Origin of the sequence: Micromonospora sp. B9E7 (genome assembly GCF_039871815.1) — a bacterium.
Taxonomy (GTDB): domain Bacteria; phylum Actinomycetota; class Actinomycetes; order Mycobacteriales; family Micromonosporaceae; genus Micromonospora.
This window is the reverse complement of the sequence record NZ_JBDPLX010000023.1, coordinates 1-26506: the sequence shown is the minus strand read 5'-3', so window position 1 is coordinate 26506 and position 26506 is coordinate 1. Positions and strand designations below refer to the sequence as shown.

Sequence of the window (26506 nt, the reverse complement as noted above, 5' to 3'; positions counted from 1 at the left end):
CTAGTCCGTCGCACCGACATCCCCGGCCGGCGGCACCGGTGACGCGACACCGAACCGACAGCCGGCCCCGAACGTCGGCGGCCGGCCACCCCGCGAGGGGATGACCGGCCGCCGCTCGGATGGCTCAGGCCACGCCGAGGTACGCCTCCTTGACCGACGGATCGTGCAGCAGGTCCTGACCGGACCCCTCCTTCACGATCCGGCCGGTCTCCAGCACGTAACCGCGGTGTGCCCGCGACAGCGCCTGCTGGGCGTTCTGCTCCACCAACAGGATGGTGGTGCCCTGCTGGTTGATCTCCGTGATGATGTCGAAGATCTGCCGGATCACCAGCGGGGCCAGACCCATCGACGGCTCGTCGAGCAGCAGCAGCTTCGGACGGCTCATCAGCGCCCGGCCGACCGCGAGCATCTGCTGCTCGCCGCCGGAGAGCGTGCCACCGGCCTGCTTGCGCCGCTCGGCCAGCCGTGGGAAGAGCGTCAGCACCCGGTCCAGGTCGGCGGCGATGCCGGCGGAGTCCCGCCGGGTGTACGCCCCCATGTCCAGGTTCTCCATCACCGTCATACCCGGGAAGATCTGCCGCCCCTCCGGCGACTGACACAGCCCCCGGACCACCCGCAGGTCGGCCCGGAGCTTGCTGATGTCCTCACCGTTGAACGTGATCTTCCCCTCGGCCAACGACCGGGTCCCGGAGATGGCCCGCATGGTGGTGGTCTTACCGGCGCCGTTCGCGCCGATCAGAGCCACCACCTCACCCTCGTTCACGGTGAGGCTGATGCCGTGCAGCGCCTCGATCCGACCGTAGGCGACGGCGACGTTCTCCAGCTCAAGCAGCGTCATCGGCGGGCTCCCCCAGGTACGCGGCGATCACCTTCGGATCGCGGCTGACCTCCGCGGGCGCACCCTCGGCGATCTTGCGGCCGAACTCCAGCACCACGATCCGATCGGTGACGCCCATGACCAGCCGCATGTCGTGCTCGATGAGCAGCACGGTCAGGCCCATGTCCCGGATCTTGCGGATCAGGGTGAGGAGTTCCTCCTTCTCCGCCGGGTTGAAGCCGGCGGCCGGCTCGTCCAGGCAGATCAGCTTCGGCTCGGTGGCCAGCGCGCGGGCGATCTCCAACCGGCGCTGGTAGCCGTACGGCAGGTTGCGCGCCTCGTCGTTGGCCCGGTCGGCGATGCCGACGAAGCGCAGCAACTCCAGCGCCTTGGCCTCGGCAGCCCGCTCCTCCAGGATGTGCCGGGACAACCCGAACGTCTTGGCGAACGTCCGACGCGTCTCCTGCCACGACCGCTGGATGCCCGCCTCGGCGGTCACCTGCGGCAGCTCGTGCGGCTTCGGCTTGCGTCGGGGCAGCCGGAAGATCGCCCCGGGCACGCTGGTCCTGTGCCGGGAGTCCGTGCCGACCATGACGTTCTCCAGCGCCGTCATCTCCGGGAAGAGACGGATGTTCTGGAACGTCCGGGAGATGCCGAGCTGGCTGATCTGGTGCGGCTTGCGACCGGTCACCTTCTGGCCACGGAACCGGACCGCACCGGAGGTCGGCTTGTAGACCCCGGTCATCACGTTGAAGCTGGTGGTCTTGCCGGCACCGTTCGGCCCGATGAGGCCGAGGATCTCGCCCTCGTAGATCTGGAAATTGATCTTGTCGAGGGCGACCACGCCACCGAAGCGCAGTGTGACGTCGTCGACTTCGAGCAGCACCGACCGAGGCCCGGGCTGAGCCGGGATCTTCGGCGCGGACGTGCTGGTGGTCTGGTCAGACATGAGCGGGCGCCTCCTCTGCCTCCGCCGCGCGGTCCTTCAACTCGCGGGCTCGCCGCCGGCTCGGGATCAGACCCTGCGGACGCAGGATCATCACCAGCACCATGGCCAGACCGAAGACCAGCCAACGGTAGTCGGCGAAGTCGCGGAACCGCTCCGGCAGGTACGCCAGCAGCACCGCGCCGAGCGAGACACCGAGCATGTTGCCGGAACCGCCGACCACGACCATCGCGACGAAGAGGATCGAGAGGTTCGCGTTGAACTGGGTCGGGTCGATGAACGCGTTCCGGCTGCCGAAGAGGAAGCCGGACAGGCCGCCGAGCGCCGCGCCCATGGCGAACGCCCACAGCTTGAACTTGAACGGGTACACGCCCATCACGGCGGCGGCGTCCTCGTCCTCGCGGACCGCGAGCCAGGCGCGACCGACCCGGCTGTGCTCCAACCGGCGGACCACGATCACCATCAGCAGCACGAAGGTGATCGCCAACCAGTACCAGGGCTTCGCGTCGATCAGACCGAAGACCTTGTTGTCCGCCGCGGGCGGACCCTCCGGGCCGGGAATGGCCGAGATACCGACCGGACCGTTGGTGACCCCGGTGGCGTTGCGGGCCACGATCCGGATGATCTCACCGAAGCCGAGCGTCACGATCGCGAGGTAGTCACCGCGCAGTCGAAGCGTCGGCCAACCCAGCAGCACCCCGGAGATCATCGTCAGCACGATCGCGATCAGCAGACAGATTCCCCAGGTCACCGCCCACGTCGGCGGCAGGTCGAACTCCTGCTGGATCCACTTGACCACCGGCGAGTTCACCGAACCGAACAGCGCCACGCTGTAGGCGCCGATCGCGAAGAACCCGATGTAGCCGAGGTCGAGCAGGCCGGCGAGGCCGACCACCACGTTCAGACCGATCGCGACCAGCACGTAGATGGCGCAGACGAAGAGCACGCCCGCCCAGTTGTTGCCGCCGTCGATCGAGTCGGTGCGAAGGTCGTTCAGACCGGGGATCATGAGACCACCGGGCAGCTTGCCCAGGTACGGCAGGGAGTAGATGAAGACGAGCAGGGCGACCACGCCGATGGCCTTCTGCCACTTCGGCAGTGCCTGCCAGCGCTCGCTGACCGAGGTCAGGAAACCGACCCGGCGGCGATCTGCGGAGCGAATCTTGTCGATCATGCGCGGGCCCTCCCGAGCGACTCACCCAACAGGCCGGTGGGCCGGAACATCAGCACCACGATCAGCACCACGAAGGCGATGACGTCCTCCCAGTTGGACGCGAAGAGCGTCGCGCCGTAGACCTCGACGATGCCCAGGAAGAGGCCACCCAGCAGCGCGCCGCGCAGGTTACCGATACCACCGAGCACCGCGGCGGTGAACGCCTTCAGACCGAGCACGAAGCCGATGCTGTTCTGGGTGAAGCCGAACCGCATGCTCCACAACAGCGCGGCGGCGCCGGCCATGATGCCACCGAGCACGAAGATCAGCATGATCACGCGCTCCTGGTTGACGCCCATCAACGCGGCGGTCTCCGGGTTCTGGGCCACCGCCCGCACACCCCGGCCGTACCGGGTGCGGTTGATGAACCAGTCCAGGAGCGCCATCATCGCCACGGCCGCGACGAACACGATCAGCTGGATGTTCGTGATCGCCGTGTTGCCGATGCTGAACAGGGTCTCCTGCTGGATGATCGTCGGCATACCGACGATCTGCCGAGGCCGACCGAACGCCTCCGGCAGCACGCCACCGAGCAGCTTCGGCAGCACCTGCCCGAACAGCTCGACGAAGACCAGCGACAGGCCGATCGCGGTGATCAGGAAGATCAGCGGCGGCGCGTTCTTGCGCCGCAGCGGCCGATAGGCGATCCGCTCGAGCGCGAGAGCCGTACCGCCCGAGGCCGCCGCCGCGACGACCAGGCCGAGCACCAGGAACAGGATCGCCTGGCCGACAGGGGGGTTATTTTGCACCCCGAGCTGGGTCCACAGGATCAGCACCGAGAAGGTGCCGACCATGAACACCTCGGAGTGCGCGAAGTTGATCAGGCGAAGGACGCCGTAGACGAGGGTGTAGCCAAGGGCGATCAGGGCATAGATGGCGCCCTTGGACAGCCCATCGACCGTGTGCTGGCCGAGATGGCCGATCAGTTCATCGAAATGCACCGGGGGTCTCCTTGAATCGAGTGCGGCCGGGGTGAAACACCCCGGCCGCACTCCATTGCTTGGGCGTCAGCTGAGCTTGAGCTCCTGCAGCGGCTCGATAGCGGTGCCCTTGATCTGGTAGGCCCAGATGACGACCTTCGTGGGGTCAACGTCGCCCTTGGCGTCGAACTTGATGTACTTCGACACGCCCTGCTTGTCGTACGACTTCACGAACGCCAGGATGTCCGCGCGGCTCTTCTTGCCAGCCTTGAAGGCGTCCAGGTAGATCGTCGCGCCGTCGAAGCCTTCCGCACCGTAGGAGCCCGGCGGGATGCCGAACTTCTTCTGGTAGTCGGCGGAGAAGGTGCCACCGGCCTTGTCGGCCGGGAGGCACGGGCAGGTGATGATCGCGCCCTCGGCGCCACCGGAGGCACCCGACGGGAACGCGGTGTCGTACAGACCGTCCGGGCCGACGAACTTGGCGTTGACGCCGGCGGCACGCATCTGCTTCACCAGCGGAGCGGCCTCACGGGTGTAACCGCCGTAGAAGACGAAGTCCGCCTGAGCGGCCTTGATCTTGGAGATGGTGGCGTCGAACTGCGTCTGCCGCTCCTGGATCTTGTCCTTGTTCACGACCAGCGGGCCGAGCTGCTTGCCCAGCTCGTCGGTGATGCCGGCGCCGTAGGCGCTGGCGTCGTCGACCATGAAGACCTTCTGCGCGTTCTGGGTCTTCAGGTAGCTCGCCACCGCACCGGCCTGCGTGCCGTCGTTGCCGACCACGCGGTAGAAGGACGTGTTGCCCTTCTGGGTCAGGTCGGTCCGGGTCGCCGAGGGGCTGACCATCGCCAGGCCGGCGGCCTGGTAGATCGGCATGGTCGCGTCCGACTCACCGGAGAAGTGACCACCGATGACACCGAGGAACGAGTTGTCGCCCGCGATCTGGTTCGCGAACGGGGTCGCCACCGCGGGGTCACCCTGGGTGTCGAACTCCTGCATGGTGACCTTGCAGTTCGGGTTCGCGGTGTTGAACTGCTCCACGGCCAGCTTCGCGCCGTTCAGCGACGGGATCACCAGACCCGCGTTGTCACCCGTGAACGCGCCGAAGATCGCGATCTTGCCACCGCAGTCACCGGACGCGGTCCCACCTTCGCCGCTGCCGGAATCCTGGCAACCAGCCGCGACCACCAGGGTCGCGGCGAGCGCAACGGTGCCCAGCGCCCGTACATAGCTTCGCCTCACGGCTTTGACCTCCTCCAGATGCGGACCCGGCTGACCCGAAGCGACGGCGACAGCAGCAGACCGCAATTCCACCCACCCCGCAGGGACTCCCCCTGCGTTACGGCTCGTGATGGCGGAGCGTACCGACACCGCATACCGTCCCGGAAGGCCTGGACGCGGGGTCTGCGAAACCGTTACGAAGACGTGGGCAATCATGTCGATGTCCGTAACAGGTGAATCGGCCAATCGGTCCTTAAGCCCGCGCCCGGTCGGAATACCACCCCCGCTCGCGCGGACCGCCCTCATCCGGCGAAAGCCTCGTTGAACTGCGAAAACAGCTCGACACATCGCGATCGGGCCGACGCACCCCGGCACAGCCGGCTTTCACGCCCCTGCGCCGTCCGCCCACCAGAGCCCGGCCCGGGCGCCGTCGTCCGCAGCCAACCACCACCGGTCACCCACCGCCACCAGCGTCACGTCCCGGTCGACGCCCGCCGGCACATCGAGCGGCATGGCGGCCTCTCGCCACGACCCACCACGATCCGCCGACACCCACACCGAATGCCGCGCGCCGTCGACCACCGCGGCGAACAGCCGATCCCCCGACGACACCAGCGACGCCACCGCCGGCACCCCCGCGCCGGCCCGCCGCCCGAACGCACCGGCCGCCACCCAGCCCGCCGCCTCCTGCCGCCACGCTCCGAACGTCGACCCCCGCAGCCCCACCGCCACCGGCACACCGCCGACCAGCACCACCCGCTGCAACTCCTCGTACTCCGAACCGCCCGGCAGCACCGTTCGCCGCCAGGACCGACCGTCAGGCGACGACCAGACCGCCGGGTCCCGGTCGATCCGACCGGCCGGCAGGAGGCCGCCCACCGCCAGCCAGCCCGACGACGTCGCCACCGAGTCGAACGCCCAGGTCACCCCCACCGCGTCACTGGCCAGCTCCGGAGCACCCTCGACCAGCGCGAACTCCGCCGCGTCCGGCGACCCGACCCAGGAGGCCGCCCCCGCCGAACGGTTGCCGACGATCAACCAACCCCGCGCACCAGCCGTCAGGCGGGACACGTTCACCGCCGTCGGCCCGCCGTACGTCTCGAACGACGCCTGCACCTCGACCAGCGTGCCGTCGGCCACCTGCCGCCACGTGCTCACCCGCGGATAGCCGTGCGCGCCTCCGACCTTCGCCCCGATCAGCGCCGCCTTCGCGTCCCGGCAGGCCACCGACAGGAACACGTTCTGCCGACCGTAGAAGGAATCCGGACGAACCGGCAGCACCGTCCAGCTCGCACCGTCCACACTGGTCCAGGCCGCCGGACGCGTGCCGCCCTCGGCGTCGACGACGCCGCCGACCACGAACCACCGGCCCGCGCACGACGTCGCGTCGCGTACCACCGGACGCCCCGCACCGCCGGGCGGCGCCGGCAGCGTCAGCGGCTGCCAATTCGGCCGCGTGGCCGGCGCGGCGGCCGTCGTCGGCTCGCCGCCGCTCGGCGCGGCCGGTCCGTCGCACCCGGAAAGAGCCAGCGCGAAGAGGCCGAGCACCGTGATCACCCGTCGGACGGACACCGGTCGATGCTAACCACCGGAGGTCACGGGCGGCGGCCCCGCGCGGGCCGCGTCAGGCGCTCAGACGGTCGGCTGCTGCGACACCTCGCCGCCAGCGGTCTCCGCGAGGATCCGCTCGGCGACCTCCTTCATGGTCATCCGGTGGTCCATCGCCGTGCGCTGGATCCACTTGAACGCCTGCGGCTCGGTCATCCCGTAGGTGGTCATCAGCGCGCCCTTGGCGCGCTCCACCGCCTTGCGGATCTCCAGACGGTCGGTCAGGCTCGCGACCTCCGCCTCCAGGGCCGCGACCTCCGAGTAACGCGACAGCGCGATCTCCACCGCCGGGACCAGGTCGCTCTTCTGGAAGGGCTTCACGAGGTACGCCATCGCGCCCGCCGCCCGCGCCCGCTCCACCAGGTCACGCTGGCTGAACGCGGTCAGGATGATCACCGGGGCGATCCTGGCACCGGCGATGCGCTCGGCGGCGGCCAGCCCGTCCATGATCGGCATCTTGATGTCGAGGATGACGAGGTCGGGCTTCAACTCCTCGGCGAGGCGGACGGCTGTCTCGCCGTCACCGGCCTCCCCCACCACCTCGTAACCCTCTTCGACCAGCATCTCGGCGAGGTCCAGCCGGATCAGCGCCTCGTCCTCGGCGATCAGTACGCGCCTGCGCTCGGCATCCGTCGGCATCTCAGCCACCAGCCCTACCCCCACCATCGATCACTGCACGGCTACCCACCCATGCTCCCGCATGAGAGTAGTCGGGTACAGTAAGCGCCACCCGCCGGGATGGTGGAACGGCATACACGGAAGTCTCAAACACTTCTGCCCGAAAGGGCTTGCGGGTTCGAATCCCGCTCCCGGCACTTTGTCATACACGTGTTCGATGATGTAGGCGTGCATCCACCCCAGATGCGGGCGCGAGCTCGCGCCCTACGCGCTCAGGGACACAACATCCATGCTGTGGCTCGCAGGCTCTCCGTGCCATACAGCACGGTCTGGCACTGGTGCGTGGATCGACCCGAGCCGGTGAAGCGCGGCACGGAGCTACGGTGCTTCCGGTGCCGGCCGGATGTCGACAATCCGACCGACCCCGCGGCCTACGCCTACCTGCTCGGTCTCTACCTGGGCGACGGCCACCTGGTGACAACGGCACGCGTCCCCGTGTTGCGCATCTACTGTTCCAATGGGTGGCCCGGGTTGATTGAGGCGTGCGATGTGGCCATGCGCGCCGTTCTGGCGTCGAAGGTGCAGCGGGTCCAGAAACAGGGTTGCGTCGGCGTGCAGAGCTACGGCATCCACTGGCCGTGCCTGCTCCCGCAGCACGGCCCGGGTAGGAAACACGAGCGACCGATCGTCCTGGCCGACTGGCAACTGCCGATTCTCGAAGATCATCCCGGCGACTTCCTGCGCGGGCTCTTCCACTCCGACGGCTGCCGAACAGCCAACCGGGTCACGATGCGAGGTCGGCACTACATCTACCCGCGCTACATGTTCGTCAACGAGTCGGCCGACATCATGGGGCTCTGCCAGTGGGGCCTCGACCTGCTGGGCGTCGCCTGGCGGATGAACCGGCGCAACTCGCTGTCGGTGGCCCGGCGCGACGCGGTCGCCACGTTGGACCGGCACGTCGGCCCGAAGTCCTGACCGCCGCCCGCGCGGGTCGTGCCGATCGTGGGAGCCTGGCTGACGCGCGGGCGGATGGCCGGTGGCGGGGTCGACGACAGGGGTGGAATCTGATGCGGGTGGTCATCTTCGGTGCGACCGGCATGGTCGGCCAGGGTGTGTTGCGGGAGGCGCTGCTCGCCGAGGACGTGCGGGAGGTGCTCACCGTCGGCCGCAGGCCGACCGGTCGGCAGGACCCGAAGCTGCGGGAGCTGACGGTCGCGGACGTGGGCGAGTTGGCCGCGCTGCGCGCCGAGTTGACCGGCGTCGACGCGTGTTTCTACTGCCTGGGTGTGTCCTCGTTGGGTCTGGACGAGGCCGCGTACACGCGGGTCAGCTACGACTACCCGCTCGCGGCGGCGCGGTTGCTGGCCGAGGTGAGTCCGCAGGTCACGTTCGTCTACGTCTCGGGCGTCGGGACGGATTCGTCGGGTCAGGGTCGGGTCATGTGGGCGCGGGTCAAGGGCCGTACCGAGAACGCGATCATGGATCTGCTGCCCAACGGCTACGCGGCGCGTCCCGGTTTCATCCAGCCGACCCACGGGGCGGTGTCGCGGACCCGTGCGTACCGGATCGGGTACGCGGTGACGCGTCCGCTGTTCCCGGTGCTGCGTCGGTTGCTGCCGAACCAGGTCACCACGACGGACGGGATCGGTCGGGCGATGCTGCGGGTGGCTCGGGAGGGTTCGCCGACCCGCGTGCTGGGCAACCGCGAGCTGCGCTGAGGGTCAGCCGATCGTGTCGAGGGCCTGGGCGAGATCGGCGCGCAGGTCCTCGGGGTCTTCGAGGCCGATCGAGAGGCGCAGCAGGGCGGCGGCGGGTTTCGCGTCGCCCTCGACGGGCCGGTGGGTGAGCGAGGCCGGGTGCTGGATGAGGGTGTCGACGCCGCCGAGCGACACCGCGTGGGTGATGAGGTGACAGGCGCCGGCGACGGTCGCCGCGGCGGGTGCGCCGCCGCGTACCTCGAAGGCGAGCAGGCTGCCGGGTCCGGCCATCTGCCGGCCGACCAGCGCCGCCGGGTCGTCCACCGAGGGGTGGTGCACCCGGTGTACGGCGGGGTGGTCGGCGAGCCAGCCGGCGATCTTCTCGGCGGTGGCCTGTTGGGCGCGGACCCGCAGCGGCAGGGTTTGCAGGCCGCGGTGCAGCAGGTAGCCGCCGAGCGGATGCAGGATCGCGCCGGTGACCGCGCGGACCTGACGTAGGCGCACGGCCCAGTCGGCGTCGCAGGCGACGACGCCGGCGAGCACGTCGCCGTGCCCGCCGATGCTCTTGGTGGCGCTGTGCAGGACGAGGGTGGCGCCGTGCCGGGCGGGTTGTTGCAGCACGGGGGTGGCGACGGTGTTGTCGACAAGCAGCGGGATGTCGCCGGCCTCGGTGGCGAGGGCGGCGATGTCGACCAGGTCGAGGGTGGGGTTGGCGGGTGTCTCGACGATGACCAGTGCGGTGTCGGGTCGGATGGCGGCGGCGACCTCGTCGGGGTGCGCCCAGGTGACGGTGGTGCCGAGCAGACCGGTGGCGAGGACGTGGTCGGTTCCGCCGTAGAGGGGCCGGACGGCGACGACGTGCCGGCGGTCGTCGCGGGCGGCGGCGAGCAGGGTGGCGGTGAGGGCGGCCATGCCGCTGGCGAAGGCGACGGCCTGGGCGGTGCCCTCCAGTTCGGCGAGGGTGGTTTCGAAGCGGGCGACGGTGGGGTTCCAGAGCCGTTGGTAGACGGCGCTGCCTTCGGCGGGGAGGGTGCCGCCGGTGGCGAGCTGCTCGTACGCGGCGCCGCCGTCGTCGACCGAGGGCAGCGGGTTGGTGGTGGACAGGTCGATGGGTGGCACGTGCACGCCGAGGGTGCGTAGGTCGTCGCGGCCGGCGTGTACGGCCCGGGTGTCCACCGTCGTCATGCGGGTAGCGTCGAACATCTACCAACGATCAGGCAATGGTTCGGCAGATCATTCTGTCAATCAGCTTTGTTTCGGTGGTGGATTCGGGCGAGGATGGCGGAATGCCTCCTGAACCGAATGATGTGCGGCCGTATCCGGCCCTGGACGAGGTGGACCGCGCGATCCTCGGCGAACTGGCCGCGGATGGCCGCCTGCCGAACAACGCGCTCGCCGAGCGGGTGGGGGTCGCGCCGTCGACGTGCCTGACCCGTACGCGGGCGCTGCGCGAGCGGGGCGCGATCCGTGGATTCCACGCCGAGGTGGATCCGGCCGCGCTCGGTCTGCCGTTGCAGGCGTTGGTGTCGGTGCGTCTGACCGCGCACGAGCGGGCGGCGGTGGACGCGTTCCGGGCCCGGTCGGTGCGACTGCCGGGGGTGGTGTCGGTGTTCCACGTCGCCGGTGCGGACGACTACGTGCTGCACGTGCGGGCGGCGTCCGGGGACGCGTTGCGGGACTTCGTGCTGGACCATCTGGCGGTCGACCCGGTGGTGCAGCACACCCAGACCAGCCTGATCTTCGAGCAGGCGCGCGGGATGGGTTGAGCAGCGGTTGGAATGAACGGGCAGGCCGGGGAGTTGGCACAACGTGTGATCACCGTACCGTTGTCTGTTCTTGATCTTGCCCCGGTCGCCAAGGGCACCACTGTCGGCGCGGCCCTGGAGGCCACCACCGAGCTGGCGCGACGCACCGAGGAGTTGGGCTACCGCCGGTTCTGGGTGGCCGAGCACCACAACATGCCGGCGATCGCCAGCTCGGCTCCGGCGGTGCTGCTGGCGCACCTGGCCGCGAACACCTCGACGATCCGCCTCGGTTCGGGCGGGGTGATGCTGCCCAACCACGCGCCGCTGGTGGTGGCCGAGCAGTTCGGCACCCTGGAGGCGCTGCACCCCGGTCGGATCGACCTGGGCATCGGCCGAGCGCCGGGCACCGACCAGGTGACCGCGCTGGCGTTGCGGCGCACCATGGAGGGCCTGTCCGCGGAGCACTTCCCCCGCGAGTTGGCGGACCTGATGAACTACTTCAGCGGCGAGAAGCCCGGGCAGATCATCGCCATGCCGGGGCAGGGTGCGCAGCCGGCCGTGTGGCTGCTCGGCTCCAGCGGGTTCAGCGCCCAGCTCGCCGGGCTGCTGGGTCTGCCGTTCTCGTTCGCGCACCACTTCAGCTCGGCGAACACCCTGCCGGCGTTGGCCCTGTACCGGCAGAACTTCCGGCCGTCGCAGTGGTTGGACAAGCCGTACGCGATGGTGGCGGTCAACGCGGTGTGCGCGGAGACCGACGAGCGGGCCGAGTGGCTGGCCGGGCCGAGCGCGTTGTCGTTCCTGAAGCTGCGTTCCGGGCGGCCCGAGCCGCTGTCGACGCCCGACGAGGCGGCGGCGTACCCGTACTCCGAGTTCGAGAGGGAGTTCGTCCTGCAACGCCGCGACGGTCAGGCGATGGGCTCGCCGGAGACGGTAGGCCGGCAGCTGACCGAGCTGGTGGAGCGCACCGGCGCGGACGAGCTGATGCTGACCACGCTGGTGTACGACGTGAAGGACCGGGTGCGGTCGTACGAGCTGATCGCCGAGCAGGTGGCGGGCGGTCTGCACCGGAAGGCGTGAAACACGATCTTCACGTCAGCGTCACCCCGCCGACCCGGACGGTGCCTAATGTTGGTTCCGGTGGTGGTACGGCACTCTCGGTCGGGACGGGTCGAGAGTGCCGCGGTGTGGCGCACCGGGCCGGAGCTGAGCGGATTCCGCGGCTGCGGCCCGGTGCCTGCCACCCTAGGCGACCCGGTTCGGGATCGCCAGGGGTCAGATCAGCGTAGGTGGATGTCCGGGGTGGGCGGGTCGGCCATCCCGTTGCCGATGAAGAACCCCGGGTGCGGCGGTTGGTTGTAGGCGGTGTTCTGCCACGCGATCGCCACCCGATACTGCGGGTCGTGCATCAGCGTGTAGATGCGGGTGCTGGTCGGGGTGGGCGTGCTGTAGATACGCAGCGCCCGGCTGTCGCTGGTTCGCCAGACCACCTCCTCACGCCAGTCACCCAGGATGTCGCCGGACAGCGCCGGGGTGGACTTGGTGCCGTTGTTCGACGCCACCGAACTGCCGGTCAGCAGGCGGGTGTCGCCGCCGGTGCCGTACTTGTCGACAGCCGTGCCGTCCAGCAGCTCCCGCACCGGGTCACCGTCCCACCAGGCGAGGAAGTTCGCCGACGACGGCTTACGGCCGATGTTCTGCCCCCTGGTGTTGGCCAGCCCGGCAACCGCCGACGACCACGACTCCGCGCCGGGGCTGCCCGCCCAGATGTCCGCCGAGACACCCCGGCCGTTGTCGCCGGAGGCCGGCGTGGACCAGAGCACCTGACCGGTACGGGCGTCGGCGAAGTAGGAACTTGGCTTGCTGGCGTCCTCGTCGACCTTGAACACCTCCAGGCCGGAGCGGCCCGGGTCGAGGTCTCCGACGTGCAGGGCGTCCCCGTGCCCGTTGCCGGTGGAGTGCAGCAGCCGACCGTTGTCGTCGATGGTGGCCGCGCCGTACACGATCTCCTGACGGCCGTCGCCGTCGACGTCGGCCACCGACAGCTGGTGGTTGCCCTGCCCGGCGGCGGCACCGTTGCCGGAGGAGTTCGAGTCGAACGTCCAGCGCCTGGTCAGCGTGCCGTTGCGGAAGTCCCAGGCCGCGATCACCGCACGGGTGTAGTAGCCCCGAGCCATGATCAGTGAGGGGCGCTGCCCGTCCAGGTACGCGGTGCCGGCGAGGAACCGGTCCACCCGGTTGCCGTACGAGTCACCCCACGAGGACACCGTGCCGCGCGGCGGGTCGTAGTTGACGGTGGAGAGCACCGCGCCGGTCTGACCGTCGAACATGGTCAGGTACTCCGGGCCGCTGAGCACGTAACCGCTGGAGTTGCGGTGGTCCGCCGACGACGATCCGATGACCTGACCGGTGCCGGAACGGGTGCCGTCGGCGGTCTTCATGGCCACCTCCGCGCGGCCGTCACCGTCGTAGTCGTACACCTGGAACTGGGTGTAGTGGGCGCCGGCGCGGATGTTGCGGCCCAGGTCGAGCCGCCACAACCGGGTGCCGCCGAGGGTGTACGCGTCGACGTAGACGTTGCCGGTGTAGCCGGACTGGGAGTTGTCCTTGGCGTTCGACGGATCCCACTTGAGCACGATCTCGTAGCTGCCGTCGCCGTTCAGGTCACCCACCGAGGCGTCGTTGGCGCTGTAGGTGTAGCTCTCGCCGCTGGGCGTGCTGCCGCCGGCCGGGACCTGCAACGGCACGTCCAGGTAACCCGCGCCGAACTGCAACGCCGGTGCCGACGCCGCCTGCTCGACGCCGCCGACCACGGCCCGCACGGTGTACGCCGAGCCGGCCGCCGCGCCGCTGTCGAGGTAGTTGGTGGCGCCGGTGATCGGACTGGCGTTGACCCTGGTCGAGCTCCGGTAGAGGTTGAACGCCACCCCGGCGGTCTCGGTGCCGAGCAGCCGCCAGGAGACCAGGTTGCCGCTGCCGGAGCGGATACTGACCAGGCCGCGGTCCAGGTTCTCCATCTGCAGCACCCCGTTGGTCGGGGGTGGCGTCGTGGGCGGTGGCGTGGTCGGGGGCGGGGTGGTCGGCTCTTCGGTGGGCGGTGGTGTGGTCGGCTCCTCGGTGGGCGGGGCGCCGGTGCACGTCGCGCCGTTGAGCGCGAAGCTACCCGGCACCGGGTTGCTGCCGGTCCACGAACCGTTGAAGCCGAACGAGGCGGAGCCGTTGGTGGCGAGGCTCCCGTTGTAGTCGACGTTGCGGGCGGTGACCTGGGCACCGGACTGGCTGACGCTTGCGTTCCACGCCTGGGTGACCTGTTGGCCTGCGGCATACGACCAGGTGAGGGCCCACCCGTTGACCGGGTCGCCGAGGTTGGTGACGGTGACGTTGGCACCGAAGCCGCCCTGCCACTGGTTCGTGATCTGGTAGTCGACGCGACAGCCGACGGCGGCGGCCGAGGCGACGACCGTACCGAGGGTGCCGACCACGACGGCGGCGGCTGTCGTACCGGCGAGCAGGATCAGCCGATGTCTGGACGGGTGCATGGACTGCCTCCGGGGATCCGGTGATGATCGCTGAGGACCACTGGCCCTGCCCGGGAAGCACAGTGGACCGGCCCGGCCGCGACGGCGGACGGCGATCTGATCGGGGGTGAACGCCCTGGAACTCACGGATCCGACTCAAGCCGCATCGTAGGGCAAGCGCTTTCCGCTCCGCAATATCGATACCTGTCGCATCGATACTGGGTCTTGCGCCGGCGATCGATGCCTGATCAACTCGTTGAGGTGACCGATCCGCACATGGACCCCGACGAGTTCCGCCGCGCTGGCCACGCCGTCGTCGACTGGATCGCCGACTACTGGGAGACAGTCGGGCGACGGCCGGTTTCCCCGTCCGACCCGCCCGGCACGGTCGCCGCCGCTCTCCCCACCACGCCACCCACCACCGGCGGCGAACCGGTCGAGGCCGTCCTCGCCGACCTGGATGCGATCGTCGTACCGGGGCTGACCCACTGGCAGCACCCGAGCTTCTTCGGCTACTTCCCGGCCAACACCTCCGGCCCGAGCGTGCTCGGCGACCTGGTCAGCTCCGGGCTCGGTGTGCAGGGCATGCTCTGGGCCACCAGCCCCGCCTGCACCGAGCTGGAGACGGTGCTGATGGACTGGCTGGCCCAGCTACTGGACCTGCCGCAGCGGTTCCGCTCCACCGGCAGCGGCGGCGGCGTCATCCAGGACTCCGCCTCCTCGGCGACCCTGGTGGCCACCCTGACCGCACTGCACCGGGCCAGCGGGGGCCGCTGGCGCGACACCGGCATCGACCGGCGCTACCGCGCCTACACCTCCACCCACGGGCACTCCTCCATCGAGAAGGCCGTCCGGATCGCCGGCCTGGGCAGCGAAGGGGTCCGCGCGATCGACGTCGACCCGGACACCCAGGCGCTGCTGCCCGCCGCGCTACGCGCGGCCATCGAAGCCGACCTGGCAGCCGGGGACGTACCGGCCATCGTGGTGGCCACCATCGGCACCACCTCCACCACCGCCGTCGACCCGGTGCCGGAGATCGGAGCCATCTGCGCGGAGTACGGCATCTGGCTGCACGTCGACGCCGCGTACGCGGGCTCCGCCGCCGTCTGCCCCGAACTACGGTGGTCGCACGCCGGCCTCGAGTACGCCGATTCGTACTGCTTCGACCCGCACAAGTGGCTGCTCACCGGCTTCGACTGCGACGCGTTCTGGGTGGCCGACCGGGCCGAGTTGATCGAGGCGCTGACCGTGCTGCCGGAGTTTCTGCGTAACGCGGCCTCCGACTCCGGCGCGGTGATCGACTACCGCGACTGGCAGGTGCCGCTGGGTCGACGCTTCCGGGCCCTGAAGCTGTGGTTCGTGCTGCGCTGGTACGGCGCCGAAGGGTTGCAAGCGCACATCCGCTCCGGCGTGCGGCTCGCCGAGCGGTTCGCCGAACAGGTTCGCGCCGATGACCGGTTCGAGTTGGCGGCGGCGCACCCGTTCGCGCTTGTCTGCTTCCGGCTGCGCGCCGACGACGACGTCAACGCCGCGCTGCTGGCCTCGGTGAACGCCACCGGGCGCGTGCACCTGACGCACACTCGGGTCGCCGGCCGCTACACGCTGCGGATCGCCATCGGCTCCCCGCAGACCACCGAAACGCACATCGACGACGCCTGGACACTGCTCGCCACCACGGCCAACGACCTACTCACCCCCTGACCTCGCCCGTCGCCGTCGCGGCCGTCGCGGTCGCGAGCGTCGTCCTCGGGTCCTCGCGGTCGCCGCGGTCGCGACCGTCGCCCTCGCGCCCCGCGCCCCGCGCCCCGCGCCCCGCGCCCCGCGCCCCGCGCCCCGCGCCCATGATCCGAACAACATCCCCGATGTTGCTGCCTCCGACACGCGCGAGACACCAACATCCCCGATGTTGCGCGGATCTTGGGCCGTGCGCCTGGCGCAGGCGGCCGCGAGCGCGGCCGGTGCCTTGCCGTCGAGCGGGGGGTGGCGAGCGGGGTGGCGAGCGAGCGGGGGTCAGCGTGGGTTGGGCGTACCCGTTTGGGTCAGCTCGGCCGGAGCCGCGCCGGCAGCACCAACGCCGGCAAGTGCGGCCGGGGCGGGCACGGGAGAAACGTTTGCGGCCTTCGCGGCCTCGGCGCGTGCCCGCCGGGTTCGGCGAAGGGCCCGCACGGCCAATACCAGGGCGGCCAACCAGCCGACGGCCAGCAGGGCGTACGTGATGGGGCGGACCGGGCCGTCCAGTTCGGCGGAGCGGATCAGGGTGCGGGCGTTGGTCAGCACGATCACGCCGCCGACCGCTGCGCCGAGCAGTTGGGCGGGCACGATTCGCACCAGCCAGGCGGCCAGCGGGGCGGCGATGAGCCCCCCGACCAGCAGTGCGGCGACGGTGGGGAGCAGGAACCCCTCGGTGCCCAGCCCGATCAGGAAACCGACGCTGGCGGCGCCGGCCACGACGAACTCGGCGGTGTCCACCGAGCCAATCACCTTGCGGGGTTCCATCCGGCCGGAGACCAGTAGTGCCGGCGTGGCAACCGGGCCCCACCCGCCGCCACCGGTCGCGTCGACGAAGCCGGCGACCAGGCCCAGGGGGCCGAGGAAGCGACCGCGGAGCCGCCCGCCGACCCGATCGGTGCGCAACGGGCGGGCGAAGCGAACCAGCAGGTACGCGCCGAGCGTGAAGAGGATGCCGGCCATCCACGGCGCGGCGGCCTCGGTGGAGATCGAACTGAGCACCGTGGCACCGGCGAAGGCACCGATCGCGCCGGGCAGGGCGATGCGGGTCACCACTCGCCAGTCGACGTTGCCGAACCGCCAGTGCGCGACCCCGGCGGCGAGGGTGGTGCCGATCTCGGCCAGGTGCACCGATGCCGAGGCGGCGGCCGGGGCGACTCCGGCGACCAGCAGCAGCGTCGACGAGGTCAACCCGTACGCCATGCCGAGCGAACCATCGATCAACTGCGCGACGAGCCCGACCAGAGCGAGGACCAGTAGCTTGCGCACGAGCGCCCCCTGACTTTTCGGTATCTCCTATCGACTTGGTCGACAATGCGGCACGGGGCAGCCACGGTCAAGCCCCCGATCGGTGGATGGGACGCCACCGCGCGGCGCTCCCCGGTGGACCAACCACGCGACGCTTCGCAGCGCGCGGCGGTCCCGCCGCGTCGACCACCGGACGCTTCACCACCGGCCAGATCTTGGACAGTTTCCGTTGCCTGGGCGGGCCCTGCCAACGGAAACTGTCCAAGATCTCCCGGAGCCCGCGGCGAACTGTGCACCAACTCCGACAACGCCGCCCCGGACTGGGTGTCGACTCCCACAAGGCCGTCCCGAACGCTGCACCGAGCCCCACAAGGTCGCCCCGGACGCTGCGCCGGCTCCCAGAAGACCGCGCCGGAACGGTGCCGGGGCCGGCAGGACGGCGGACGGTTCGCTGGCTTAGCGCCTCAGCGCGGTGATCGCGGATGTCGAACTGCTCCCGAACAGCAGAGCACGACGCGACACCGCAGCGCACGACGCGACACCGCAGAGCACGACGCGACACCGCAGAGCACGACGCGACACCGTGACGGTGGCCCGGGATGGGCCGGCGCTCAGGTCCAGGCGCGCGGGTCGGCGACCAACTCCATGACCCGCGCGGGCAGGGTGCCTGCTGCCACGTCGGCGACGCTGACCAGTTCCAGGATTTCGCGCTCGCTCGCCCGCAGCGCGATCCAGACTTCCTGGAGCGCGCGGGCCGGGCCGTGGTAGCCGAGTTGTTCCGGGCGCTGGCCGCGTACGTGCGCCAGCGGCCCGTCGATCACCCGGATGACCTCGGCGAGGGAGATCTCCTCGGCGGGGCGGGCCAGCCAGTAGCCGCCCTCCGGGCCACGCTGGGCGTGCACGATGCCGCCGCGGCGCAGCTGGAGCAGGATGCTCTCCAGGAACTTCGGCGGGATCTCCTGGGCTCGGGCGATCTGGTCGGCCGTGACCGGCCGTCCGCGCCCCGGACCACTGGCCGTCGCGGCGAGCTCGGCGGCCGCGCGGAGGGCGTAGTCGACCCGGGCGGAGAGGCGCATGTCGGCAAGGTTAGTCGCTGGTCAACCGGGCGGGCGGGCGACCCTCGGCCGATCGGACACGCATCGACGGAAATCCGCGAATTCGCGCCCTCGGGGTGGACCAGTGAAGTGCGTCATGATCCACGACAAGGTGGGGGCCGAAAAGCCGTTCCGGAGCGTCCCTATGCTGGGCGGGAGTACGACTGCCTGGCCGTTTACCCGACCGCCGGCAAGATATGGACAAACGCCCGGGCACCCTCGGGGGGAAGGCAATACGATGACCGATACCGCGACACGTACCTGGGATGGCATGACCATCCCGGTGGCCGGCACCTATCTTCTCGATCAGGCGCACAAGCGGATCGGTTTCCTGTCCCGGCACATGATGGTGAGCCCGGTACGCGGCGAGTTCGCCGAAGCCACCGCGCAGGTCTTCGTGGCGGAGGATCCGCTGCTCTCCTCGGTGACGGCGACCATCATGTCGGCCAGCATCACCACCGGGAGCATCGACCGGGACACGCATCTCAAGAGCGCCGACTTCCTCGACGTGGAGCGCTATCCCACTCTCGAATATCGAAGCACCGGCATTAAGTGGCAGGGCAACGACAACCCCATATTCCAGTGGGCCCGTCTGCGCAACCATCGGCTGGGTGGACGAGGCCGGAGTCACATTGTTCCGCCGCAGTCCGACGGCGTTCCCGGACGATTCGTCCTCACCGGTGAGTTGACCGTGAAGGGAATCACCCGGTCTGTCGACCTGGAGGTGAATTTCGGCGGCGCACGGCAGGATCCGTACGGGCAGAACATCTTCGGTTTCAGCGCTACGGCCGAGATCAACCGCGAGGACTACGGCCTGCTCTGGAACGTCGTCCTGGAGAGCGGCGGGGTGCTGGTCGGTAAGACGGTACAGATCGAGATCGCCGGCGAGACCATCTACCAGGGCTGATCGACGTCATCCCCGCCAGGTTGCCTGGCGGGGATGAGCGACAACTGCCTGGCGGGGATGGTCGAGAACGTCAGGTGCCGACGCGGCGCAGCAGACCCTCCTGGACGGCGCTGGCGATCTGCCGGCCGTCGGTGGTGAACATCCGGCCGGTCGCCAGCCCACGGGCCCCGGACGCCGACGGACTCAGGCAGTCGTAGAGGAACCACTCGTCGGCACGGAACGGCCGGTGGAACCACAGGGCGTGGTCCAGGCTCGCCCCGACCAACCCGCCCGGCCCCCACACCTCACCGTGCGCGGAGAGCACCGAGTCGAGCAGGGTGAGGTCCGAGGCGTAGGTGAGCGCGCAGGCGTGCAGCAGCGGATCGTCGGGCAGTTTGCCGTCGATGCGCATCCAGACCCGCTGGTGCGGGTCGGCGGGCCGGTCGCCGGGGCGAACCCAGCCGGGCTCCCCCACATAGCGCACGTCGATCGGTCGCGGAATCTGACCCCAGATGCCCAGCCGCTCCGGGTAGCGGGCGAGCCGGTCGGCCATCGTCGGCACGTCCTGCGGCAAGGGTACGTCCAGCGGGGCGGTGACCTGGTGGTCCAGACCCTCCTCGGCCCGCTGGAACGACGCCGACATGAAGAAGATCGGCTTGCCGTGCTGGAGGGCGACCGAGCGGCGGACCGAGAACGACCGTCCGTCGCGGATGTTCTCCACCTGGTACTCGATCGGCTCGACCGGGTCGCCGGGGCGGACGAAGTAGCCGTGCAGCGAGTGCACGAACCGCTCCGGGTCGACGGTGCGGCCGGCGGCGACCAGGGCCTGACCTGCGACCTGGCCGCCGTACACCCGTTGTGGACCGACCGGGGGGCTCATCCCCCGGAAGGTCATCTCCCCGGTCGGGTCGAGGTCCAGCACTTCCAGGAGCTGGTCCACGGCGGCCTGGCCGACCGCGACCCGACCGTCGCTCACTGCAGGGCCCGCGCCGACGCCGCGTCGACCAGCGAACCGAGCTGGTGGACGCGCAGCGTGTTGGTCGAGCCGGGGGTGCCGGGCGGGCTACCCGCGACGATCACCACGTAGTCACCGGGGTTGGCCCGGTTGAGGCCGAGCAGCGCCTGGTCGACCTGACGGAACATGTCGTCGGTGTGCTGCACGAACGGCATCAGGAAGGTCTCCACGCCCCAGGTGAGGGCGAGCTGGTCGCGCACCTCGGGGACGGGCGTGAAGGCCAGCAGCGGCAGGTCGCAGTGCAGGCGGGACAGCCGTCGGACGGTGTCGCCGGTCTGCGAGAAGGCGACGAGCGCCTTGGCGTTGATGGCCCGGGCGATCGACGAGGCGGCGACGGTGAGCGCGCCACCGTGGGTACGCGGGTCGTGCTGCAACCGGGGAACGCCGATCGAGCCGGACTCGGTGGTCGTCACGATCTTGGCCATGGTGCTGACGGTCAGCACCGGGTACTTTCCGACGCTGGTCTCGCCGGAGAGCATCACCGCGTCCGCACCGTCGAGCACCGCGTTGGCGACGTCGGAGGCCTCTGCCCGGGTGGGACGGGAGTTCTCGATCATGGAGTCGAGCATCTGGGTGGCCACGATGACCGGCTTGGCATTTTCCCGGCACAGTTGCACGGCGCGCTTCTGCACCAGGGGGACCTGGTCCAGCGGCATCTCGACACCGAGGTCACCGCGGGCGACCATGACGCCGTCGAAGGCCAGCACGATGGCCTCCAGGTGCTCCACCGCCTCCGGCTTCTCGACCTTGGCCAGCACCGGGCGGAACACGCCCTCCTCGGCCATGATGCCGTGCACGAGCTTGATGTCCTCCGCCGAGCGGACGAAGGAGAGCGCGACCAGGTCGACGCCGAGCCCGAGGGAGAAGCGCAGGTCCTCGGCGTCCTTGTCCGACATGGCGGGCACGCTGACCGCCACGTTGGGCAGCGAGACGCCCTTGTTGTTGGAGACCGGGCCGCCCTCGGTGACCAGGCAGCGGATGTCGTTGCCGGTGACGTCGGTGACCTCGACGGCGACCCGACCGTCGTCGATCAGCAGCCGGTCACCGGGCTTCACCTCGTGCGGCAACTTCTGGTAGGTGCAGGAGACCCGCTCCTTGGTGCCGATGATGTCGTCACCGGTGATCACGACCGAGTCGCCGGTGCGCCACTCGTGTGGGCCGTCGGCGAACCGACCGAGCCGGATCTTGGGGCCCTGGAGGTCGGCGAGGACGGCCACCGGCTTACCTGCCGCCTCGGACGCCTCCCGGACCAGTCGATAGACCGCCTCGTGGTCGGCGTGGCTGCCGTGGCTGAAGTTGAGCCTCGCCACGTTCATGCCGGCCTCGACGAGACCCCGGATGCGCTCCGGGGACGAGGTGGCGGGACCAAGAGTGCAGACGATCTTCGCGCGGCGTGTCACGCCCATCAGGCTAGTCTCTCCTTCAGGTCGGACTCGGGACCGACCCATTGCAGGCAGCGGAACATGTGTCCAACGACGCGCGGCGCGCGTCGGGCCGGCGGGCGGAACCGCACCGGGAACGTTGTGGCGACGGGCATCAGCGACCGCGCGCCGGGAATCGTACGCCTCCGGTGACGTGCGCTGTCGGGGTGCTCCCGGGCGCGGCCTGCCATCAGTGCCCCGACGGCGGCAGGGTGGGCACCGCGGTGAGCAGCTCACGCGGGTCGTAGCGGCGCTTGGCTCGGCGTAACCGGGGCCAGTTCGCGCCGTAGGCGAGCCGGACCCGATCGGTCTCCTCGGGGGCGAGCAGGTTGGGGTAACCGCCGGGCAGCGCGTGCGGGGCGAGCCCCGCCGAGGTGCGCTCGGCCCACTCCCGGTGCGGCTCGGCCTGCTCACCGGGCGCCCAGACCGCGATGATCTCGGTGAGCAGGTGGTCGGTGCGCAGCCCGAACGCCGTGTCGGCGAGCCGGACCCGGGTGGCCGCACCGTGGAAGTGGTGCACGGCCAGCGCGGAGAACGGCGAGCTGACCTGCCGGGCGGCGTCGACGATCACGTCCACCGCGCTGTCGGTAAACGTGGGAAGCCAGCGGGTGCGCAGCAGGTAGTGGTTGCCGTCGACCATTCCGCCGTCGAACATCCGCAACGCGTCCGCGTACGGCATCGGGGCGATCTGGTCGACCAGCGGGGTGCCCAGGGCGCGCAGCCGGTCCATCCACGGCAGCCCGGCGTCCAGGTCCGGGCCGCTGTAGAACGGGCAGACGAAGATCACCGGTTCGCCGGCCGGGCCGGGCAGGAAACCGGTCATCACGGTCAACTCGTCCGGGGCCTCGGCGACCAGCGCGCCGTAGCCGCGTAGCACGTCCGGCGCCTCGGCCAACGCGAACATGACCATGCCGGCCAGCACGCCGGGCAGCCGGTGCGCGCGGAAGCGCAACTCGGTGACGACGCCGAGGTTGCCGCCGCCGCCGCGCAGCGCCCAGTACAGCTCGGCGTCGTGCCGGGCGTCGGCGGTGACCCGGCGGCCGTCGGCGAGGACCACCTCCGCGCCGAGCAGGCTGTCCAGGGTCAGCCCGAACCGGCCGCACAGTGGGCCGTACCCGCCGGCGAGGCCGAGCCCGGCCATGCCCACGTCGCCGACCGTGCCGGTGGGCACCACCAGGTCGTACGGGCGGGCGGCGGCGAGCAGCTCCGCGGCCGTGGTGCCGCCGCCGACGGTCACCGTGGCCGTGTCCGGGTCGACCCGGACGGCACGCAGCCCGGTCAGGTCGAGCACCAGGCCGCCGTCGCGTAGCGCCCGGCCCGCCCAGTCGTGCCCTCCGGAGCGGACCGACAGGGGCAGGTGGCACCGGGCGGCGATGCGGACCGCGGCGGCCACCTCGTCGGTGTCCCGGCAGCTCGCGACCAGGGCGGGCGTGCGCTGGACCGCGCCGTTCCAGAGCCTTGTGGTGGTGGTGTACGCGGGCTCGCCCGGCTCGTGCAGCCGGTCGCCGAGCAGGGCACGCAGCCGGGCGGCGGCCGTCGCGACATCGGGGGTGGCGGCGGAGCTCATGGCGACTCCTCGACCGGGGCCGATCCATGGCTCCGGGTACGCCCCGGCGGCGGCCCTCGCTGGGCGCGACCGTAGCACCGGCGGGCGGCCGGGCGCCGTCGCCATCACGACAGCCGCCGATTGACCGACCAATCAGCTCTCGGCCTTGACCAGCGGAAACTCCAGGGAACCGGCCGGGCAGAGGAAGGTCAGCACGTCCACCCGGTAGAGCCCGGCCTGCACCGCCGGGTCGGCCTCCAGCACGCTGCGCACGTCCTCGACGCTGCCGGTGCGGGCGAGCCCGAAGCCGATCGGGGGCTCCGGGTTGCTGGTCGTCCCGTCGATCGAGCCGGACACCAGGATGATGCCGCTTCGCTGCAACGCCTGCATGTGTTCGGCGTGCTCGGCCTGCAGCCGCTGCACGGTCTCGGCGGGCAGCACCCGCCCGGCCGCGCCGGGATAGAGCACGATGCACTCGTACGTGTCGAGCGCGAAGTTGACCTGCGGCACTCCCGCCATGGGTGCTCCCTCCGCCGTCGCGCCGGAACCCACCGGCCCCGGCCAGCGTCGCACGTACGCCCCGGTCGTATCTGTCGCTTCCGGGTAACCGTCGGTGGGCGGGTGACGTGTCCAGTCGCACAGTCGGCGAACCGGCGGTGTCACTGTCGAGTTCCGGGGGATGATCTACCCATGGCGACAAACATCAGTGAGCAGCCCGCGAAGGCGTCCGGCACGTACCGCATCGGTGGCGACGTCACGGTCAACCGGCTCGGCTACGGGGCTATGCAGATCACCGGCCCGGGTGTCTGGGGAGACCCGAAGGACCCGGCCGAGGCGGTCCGGGTGCTGCGCCGAGCGGTCGAGCTGGGCGTGACGTTCATCGACACCGCCGACTCGTACGGGCCGTTCGTCTCGGAGTTGCTGATCCGTGAGGCCCTGCACCCGTACGCCGACGATCTGGTCATCGCGACCAAGGGTGGGTTCACGCGGGCCGGGCCCGGCGACTGGCGCGTCGTCGGCCGCCCGGAGTACCTGCGCCAGCAATGTGAGCTGAGCCTGCGCCACCTGGGCCTGGACAGCATCCCGCTCTACCAGTTGCACCGGATCGACCCGAAGGTGCCGCTCGCCGAGCAACTCGGTGAGCTGGCGTTGCTGCGGCAGGAGGGCAAGATCCAGCACATCGGCCTGTCCGAGGTGAGCGTCGCGCAAATCGAGGAGTCCCAGGCGATCACCACGATCGCGTCCGTGCAGAACCTGTACAACCTCGCCAACCGCAGCGCCGAGGACGTGCTGGAGTACTGCGAGCGCAACGACCTCGCGTTCATCCCGTGGTTCCCGATCGCCACCGGTGAGCTGGCCCGTCCGGGTGGGCCGCTGGACGCGATCTCCACCGCGCACGGCGCGTCGCCCGCGCAGCTCGCGCTGGCCTGGCTGCTGCGCCGTTCGCCGGTGATGCTGCCGATCCCCGGTACGTCCTCGGTGGCGCACCTGGAGGAGAACGTCGACGCGGCCGACGTGCGACTCACGGACGACGAGTTCGAGGCGCTCGCCAAGGCGAGCTGACCCGCCGGTCTGGACGCCGCCGGTGTCAGTCGGCGGCGTCCGCGCCAGGATCCCGGGCGGCGTCCGGACCGGGCTCCCGGGCGACCCGCAGTGCCTCGGTCGCCTGGGCCAGCAGGCGCGCGGAGTCGGTGCGTCCGCTCACCTGGAGTTCCACCTCGGTGTCGCCGGCCTGGATCCGGATGCTGGCCTCGGTGCGCTGCTGGTCGGCCCAGGACTGCAACAGGTTGAACAGACCTGGCAGCAGGCCCTGGGCCAGCACCGCGATGATCACCGCGTCGCTGAAGCCCGGCCGGCCCCCGCCGCCACCGGCCTGGCGGACGACCGGCCGGTACTCCGGATGGCGGTGGATCCAGGCCAGCAGGTCGACCGACGGCTGCTGTCGCTGCCGGGGGTTGATGGTCAGCCGCACGGGCAGCCGGGCGGCGGTGTTGCTGTCGGTCACAGGCTCTCCCGGTCAGTTGGTGGCGGGGCGGAAGGTGACGCCCTCCCCCGCCGCGGTGGCGACGCCGGTGACGACGAACGTGTCGTCGTCGGTGAACGGTGAGGTGCCGCCGAAGTACGTGTTGGTTCCGCTGACCTGCACCCTGCCCCGGGTCTCGGTCGGGGTGGAGACCTGGGCGCTGGCCGGGCCGGTCAACTCGAGGGCGAGCTTCGGGTACTCCAGGATCTTCCAGGTGACCTTCTGCGCGGACCCGCCGTAGTAGCGGAACGCCCCACCGCCACCTACCTGGCCTTCATGGCCATCGGCCAGTACGACATCGTCACCGACACCACTCCGAGCGGCCAGCCGGTGGTCAACGCGTACAGCACCTCGCTGGGCGCCCTCGGGCCGGCCGCGCGGGCCAGCATCGAGCGGACCGCCGAGATCGTCGACTGGGAGAGCGGGATCTTCGGGCCGTATCCGTTCGAGGCGCAGGGTGGCGTGGCCGGTCCGGTCGACGGCATCGGCTTCGCCCTGGAGACGCAGACCCGATCGGTGTACGGCCCGGGCTTCTGGCGACGCGGCGCCAACACCTATGTGGTGGTGCACGAGAACGCCCACCAGTGGTTCGGTGACTCCGTGTCGGTCGCCGAGTGGCGCCACATCTGGCTCAACGAGGGTTTCGCCTCGTACGCCGAGTGGCTGTGGTCGGAGGAGCAGGGTGAGGGCACGGCCCAGGAGCTGTTCGACTTCACCTACGCCAGCTACCCGGCCGACGACGAGTTCTGGCAGGTGCTGCCCGGTGACCCGGGTGCCGACCGGGTGTTCGACGACGCCGTCTACGACCGGGGCGCGATGACGTTGCACCAGCTCCGGCTGGCCGTCGGCGACGACGCGTTCTTCGAGATCCTGCCGCCCTGGGCCACCGAGCACCGGTACGGCAACGGCACGATCGCGCAGTTCCAGGCGCTGGCGGAACGGATCTCCGGGCTGGACCTGGACGACCTGTTCACCACCTGGCTCTTCACCACCGGCCGACCCGACGTGGCCAGTGCGGCCCGCAAGACCGCGCCGCCGACCGAGCCGAAGTCCTGGGCCAAGATCCGCGAGTCACACCACCTGATGTCGCACTAGCCCCGCACCGCCCAGCCCCTACCGCCCTACCGCGTCGACCGCCCTACCGCCCTACCGCCCTACCGCCCTACCGCCCTACCGCGTCGATCATGGAGTTGTGGTGCCTGACATATCGGGCAAGGATGAACCTATTACCCACCACAACTCCAT

At 70.4% G+C, this 26506-nt stretch carries 25 protein-coding genes and 1 tRNA gene; 9 read left to right on the top strand and 17 right to left on the bottom strand.

The annotated features are described in order from the left end of the window. Positions 1–124: 124 nt before the first annotated feature. The 7 genes from ABGB10_RS27710 to ABGB10_RS27680 all read right to left on the bottom strand — a co-directional run bounded on the left by ABGB10_RS27710 (position 125) and on the right by ABGB10_RS27680 (position 7370). Positions 125–838, bottom strand: a complete 714-nt coding sequence (locus tag ABGB10_RS27710; protein WP_347663942.1) for an ABC transporter ATP-binding protein — start codon at positions 836–838, stop codon at positions 125–127. Then, on the bottom strand, positions 825–1766 hold the full coding sequence (locus tag ABGB10_RS27705; protein ID WP_347663941.1) for an ABC transporter ATP-binding protein: 942 nt from the start codon (positions 1764–1766) through the stop codon (positions 825–827). The genes ABGB10_RS27710 and ABGB10_RS27705 overlap by 14 nt, the downstream gene beginning before the upstream one ends. Further along, on the bottom strand, positions 1759–2937 hold the full coding sequence (locus ABGB10_RS27700) for a branched-chain amino acid ABC transporter permease (RefSeq protein WP_347663940.1): 1179 nt from the start codon (positions 2935–2937) through the stop codon (positions 1759–1761). The genes ABGB10_RS27705 and ABGB10_RS27700 overlap by 8 nt, the downstream gene beginning before the upstream one ends. Continuing rightward, positions 2934–3917: a branched-chain amino acid ABC transporter permease gene (locus ABGB10_RS27695; protein WP_347663938.1), complete on the bottom strand. Its 984-nt coding sequence runs from the start codon at positions 3915–3917 to the stop codon at positions 2934–2936. The genes ABGB10_RS27700 and ABGB10_RS27695 overlap by 4 nt, the downstream gene beginning before the upstream one ends. Before the next feature lie 66 nt (positions 3918–3983). Further along, positions 3984–5135 carry a branched-chain amino acid ABC transporter substrate-binding protein gene (locus tag ABGB10_RS27690; protein WP_347663936.1) on the bottom strand — a complete coding sequence of 384 codons (1152 nt, stop codon included), beginning with the start codon at positions 5133–5135 and terminating at the stop codon, positions 3984–3986. 363 nt (positions 5136–5498) lie between these two features. Then, on the bottom strand, positions 5499–6686 hold the full coding sequence (locus ABGB10_RS27685; RefSeq protein WP_347663935.1) for a hypothetical protein: 1188 nt from the start codon (positions 6684–6686) through the stop codon (positions 5499–5501). Between the two features lie 60 nt (positions 6687–6746). Next, the gene (locus ABGB10_RS27680; RefSeq protein WP_088991522.1) at positions 6747–7370 is read right to left on the bottom strand and encodes a response regulator; all 624 of its coding nucleotides are present in this window, start codon (positions 7368–7370) and stop codon (positions 6747–6749) included. 84 nt (positions 7371–7454) lie between these two features. Here ABGB10_RS27680 and ABGB10_RS27675 point away from each other — a divergent pair. The 3 genes from ABGB10_RS27675 to ABGB10_RS27665 all read left to right on the top strand — a co-directional run bounded on the left by ABGB10_RS27675 (position 7455) and on the right by ABGB10_RS27665 (position 9061). Further along, positions 7455–7537, top strand: a tRNA-Leu gene (locus ABGB10_RS27675). Between the two features lie 358 nt (positions 7538–7895). Next, complete coding sequence (locus tag ABGB10_RS27670; protein WP_347663933.1) at positions 7896–8318, top strand: hypothetical protein; 423 nt, start codon at positions 7896–7898, stop codon at positions 8316–8318. A 92-nt stretch (positions 8319–8410) separates the two neighbouring features. After that, positions 8411–9061, top strand: a complete 651-nt coding sequence (locus ABGB10_RS27665) for an NAD-dependent epimerase/dehydratase family protein (RefSeq protein WP_347663932.1) — start codon at positions 8411–8413, stop codon at positions 9059–9061. A 3-nt stretch (positions 9062–9064) separates the two neighbouring features. On the opposite strand, the gene ABGB10_RS27660 is transcribed toward ABGB10_RS27665, so the two are convergent. Continuing rightward, complete coding sequence (locus tag ABGB10_RS27660) at positions 9065–10243, bottom strand: aminotransferase class I/II-fold pyridoxal phosphate-dependent enzyme (protein WP_347663930.1); 1179 nt, start codon at positions 10241–10243, stop codon at positions 9065–9067. Positions 10244–10326: 83 nt separating this feature from the next. On the opposite strand from ABGB10_RS27660, the gene ABGB10_RS27655 reads away from it, so the two are divergent. Together ABGB10_RS27655 and ABGB10_RS27650 are read left to right on the top strand one after the other, a co-directional pair. After that, on the top strand, positions 10327–10806 hold the full coding sequence (locus ABGB10_RS27655) for an Lrp/AsnC family transcriptional regulator (protein WP_347663929.1): 480 nt from the start codon (positions 10327–10329) through the stop codon (positions 10804–10806). 12 nt (positions 10807–10818) lie between these two features. Next, positions 10819–11862 carry an LLM class flavin-dependent oxidoreductase gene (locus ABGB10_RS27650; RefSeq protein ID WP_347663928.1) on the top strand — a complete coding sequence of 348 codons (1044 nt, stop codon included), beginning with the start codon at positions 10819–10821 and terminating at the stop codon, positions 11860–11862. 200 nt (positions 11863–12062) lie between these two features. On the opposite strand, the gene ABGB10_RS27645 is transcribed toward ABGB10_RS27650, so the two are convergent. Beyond that, positions 12063–14321 carry a cellulose binding domain-containing protein gene (locus tag ABGB10_RS27645; RefSeq protein ID WP_347663927.1) on the bottom strand — a complete coding sequence of 753 codons (2259 nt, stop codon included), beginning with the start codon at positions 14319–14321 and terminating at the stop codon, positions 12063–12065. A 240-nt stretch (positions 14322–14561) separates the two neighbouring features. On the opposite strand from ABGB10_RS27645, the gene ABGB10_RS27640 reads away from it, so the two are divergent. Further along, positions 14562–16001 carry a pyridoxal-dependent decarboxylase gene (locus ABGB10_RS27640; protein WP_347663926.1) on the top strand — a complete coding sequence of 480 codons (1440 nt, stop codon included), beginning with the start codon at positions 14562–14564 and terminating at the stop codon, positions 15999–16001. Between the two features lie 309 nt (positions 16002–16310). Here ABGB10_RS27640 and ABGB10_RS27635 read toward each other — a convergent pair whose 3' ends face one another. Next, complete coding sequence (locus ABGB10_RS27635) at positions 16311–17297, bottom strand: sulfite exporter TauE/SafE family protein (protein ID WP_347663925.1); 987 nt, start codon at positions 17295–17297, stop codon at positions 16311–16313. 590 nt (positions 17298–17887) lie between these two features. Further along, positions 17888–18352 (bottom strand): Rrf2 family transcriptional regulator, encoded by a 465-nt coding sequence (locus ABGB10_RS27630; RefSeq protein WP_347663924.1) that lies wholly within the window; start codon positions 18350–18352, stop codon positions 17888–17890. A 256-nt stretch (positions 18353–18608) separates the two neighbouring features. On the opposite strand from ABGB10_RS27630, the gene ABGB10_RS27625 reads away from it, so the two are divergent. Beyond that, entirely contained in the window at positions 18609–19277 is a 669-nt protein-coding gene (locus tag ABGB10_RS27625) for a YceI family protein (protein ID WP_347663923.1), read from the top strand. Between the two features lie 70 nt (positions 19278–19347). On the opposite strand, the gene ABGB10_RS27620 is transcribed toward ABGB10_RS27625, so the two are convergent. The 4 genes from ABGB10_RS27620 to ABGB10_RS27605 form a co-directional block, all read right to left on the bottom strand. After that, positions 19348–20232 (bottom strand): acyl-CoA thioesterase II, encoded by an 885-nt coding sequence (locus ABGB10_RS27620; RefSeq protein WP_347663922.1) that lies wholly within the window; start codon positions 20230–20232, stop codon positions 19348–19350. Beyond that, a complete protein-coding gene (pyk, locus tag ABGB10_RS27615; RefSeq protein ID WP_347663921.1) occupies positions 20229–21677 on the bottom strand; it encodes a pyruvate kinase in 1449 nt (482 codons plus the stop codon). The genes ABGB10_RS27620 and pyk overlap by 4 nt, the downstream gene beginning before the upstream one ends. A gap of 205 nt (positions 21678–21882) precedes the next feature. Continuing rightward, entirely contained in the window at positions 21883–23259 is a 1377-nt protein-coding gene (locus ABGB10_RS27610; RefSeq protein ID WP_347663920.1) for an FAD-binding oxidoreductase, read from the bottom strand. A gap of 132 nt (positions 23260–23391) precedes the next feature. After that, a complete protein-coding gene (locus ABGB10_RS27605) occupies positions 23392–23757 on the bottom strand; it encodes a YciI family protein (protein WP_347663919.1) in 366 nt (121 codons plus the stop codon). A 171-nt stretch (positions 23758–23928) separates the two neighbouring features. On the opposite strand from ABGB10_RS27605, the gene ABGB10_RS27600 reads away from it, so the two are divergent. After that, positions 23929–24801, top strand: a complete 873-nt coding sequence (locus ABGB10_RS27600; RefSeq protein ID WP_347663918.1) for an aldo/keto reductase — start codon at positions 23929–23931, stop codon at positions 24799–24801. 25 nt (positions 24802–24826) lie between these two features. Here the strand turns inward: ABGB10_RS27600 and ABGB10_RS27595 are convergent, their stop codons facing one another. Further along, a complete protein-coding gene (locus tag ABGB10_RS27595; RefSeq protein ID WP_347663917.1) occupies positions 24827–25243 on the bottom strand; it encodes a hypothetical protein in 417 nt (138 codons plus the stop codon). 12 nt (positions 25244–25255) lie between these two features. Further along, positions 25256–25438, bottom strand: a complete 183-nt coding sequence (locus tag ABGB10_RS27590) for a hypothetical protein (RefSeq protein ID WP_347663916.1) — start codon at positions 25436–25438, stop codon at positions 25256–25258. Positions 25439–25537: 99 nt separating this feature from the next. Here ABGB10_RS27590 and ABGB10_RS27585 point away from each other — a divergent pair, with 99 nt between their 5' ends. After that, complete coding sequence (locus ABGB10_RS27585) at positions 25538–26356, top strand: M1 family aminopeptidase (protein WP_347663915.1); 819 nt, start codon at positions 25538–25540, stop codon at positions 26354–26356. Positions 26357–26506 lie beyond the last annotated feature (150 nt).

Excerpts from the sequence above, each read along its gene's own strand:
- ABGB10_RS27710 (WP_347663942.1), bottom strand. The coding sequence starts at position 838 with ATGACGCTGCTTGAGCTGGAGAACGTCGCCGTCGCCTACGGTCGGATC.
- ABGB10_RS27705 (WP_347663941.1), bottom strand. The coding sequence starts at position 1,766 with ATGTCTGACCAGACCACCAGCACGTCCGCGCCGAAGATCCCGGCTCAG.
- ABGB10_RS27700 (WP_347663940.1), bottom strand. The coding sequence starts at position 2,937 with ATGATCGACAAGATTCGCTCCGCAGATCGCCGCCGGGTCGGTTTCCTG.
- ABGB10_RS27670 (WP_347663933.1), top strand. The coding sequence starts at position 7,896 with ATGCGCGCCGTTCTGGCGTCGAAGGTGCAGCGGGTCCAGAAACAGGGT.
- ABGB10_RS27665 (WP_347663932.1), top strand. The coding sequence starts at position 8,411 with ATGCGGGTGGTCATCTTCGGTGCGACCGGCATGGTCGGCCAGGGTGTG.
- ABGB10_RS27660 (WP_347663930.1), bottom strand. The coding sequence starts at position 10,243 with ATGTTCGACGCTACCCGCATGACGACGGTGGACACCCGGGCCGTACAC.
- ABGB10_RS27655 (WP_347663929.1), top strand. The coding sequence starts at position 10,327 with ATGCCTCCTGAACCGAATGATGTGCGGCCGTATCCGGCCCTGGACGAG.
- ABGB10_RS27650 (WP_347663928.1), top strand. The coding sequence starts at position 10,819 with ATGAACGGGCAGGCCGGGGAGTTGGCACAACGTGTGATCACCGTACCG.
- ABGB10_RS27645 (WP_347663927.1), bottom strand. The coding sequence starts at position 14,321 with ATGCACCCGTCCAGACATCGGCTGATCCTGCTCGCCGGTACGACAGCC.
- ABGB10_RS27630 (WP_347663924.1), bottom strand. The coding sequence starts at position 18,352 with ATGCGCCTCTCCGCCCGGGTCGACTACGCCCTCCGCGCGGCCGCCGAG.
- ABGB10_RS27625 (WP_347663923.1), top strand. The coding sequence starts at position 18,609 with ATGACCGATACCGCGACACGTACCTGGGATGGCATGACCATCCCGGTG.
- pyk (WP_347663921.1), bottom strand. The coding sequence starts at position 21,677 with ATGGGCGTGACACGCCGCGCGAAGATCGTCTGCACTCTTGGTCCCGCC.
- ABGB10_RS27610 (WP_347663920.1), bottom strand. The coding sequence starts at position 23,259 with ATGAGCTCCGCCGCCACCCCCGATGTCGCGACGGCCGCCGCCCGGCTG.
- ABGB10_RS27605 (WP_347663919.1), bottom strand. The coding sequence starts at position 23,757 with ATGGCGGGAGTGCCGCAGGTCAACTTCGCGCTCGACACGTACGAGTGC.
- ABGB10_RS27600 (WP_347663918.1), top strand. The coding sequence starts at position 23,929 with ATGGCGACAAACATCAGTGAGCAGCCCGCGAAGGCGTCCGGCACGTAC.
- ABGB10_RS27585 (WP_347663915.1), top strand. The coding sequence starts at position 25,538 with ATGGCCATCGGCCAGTACGACATCGTCACCGACACCACTCCGAGCGGC.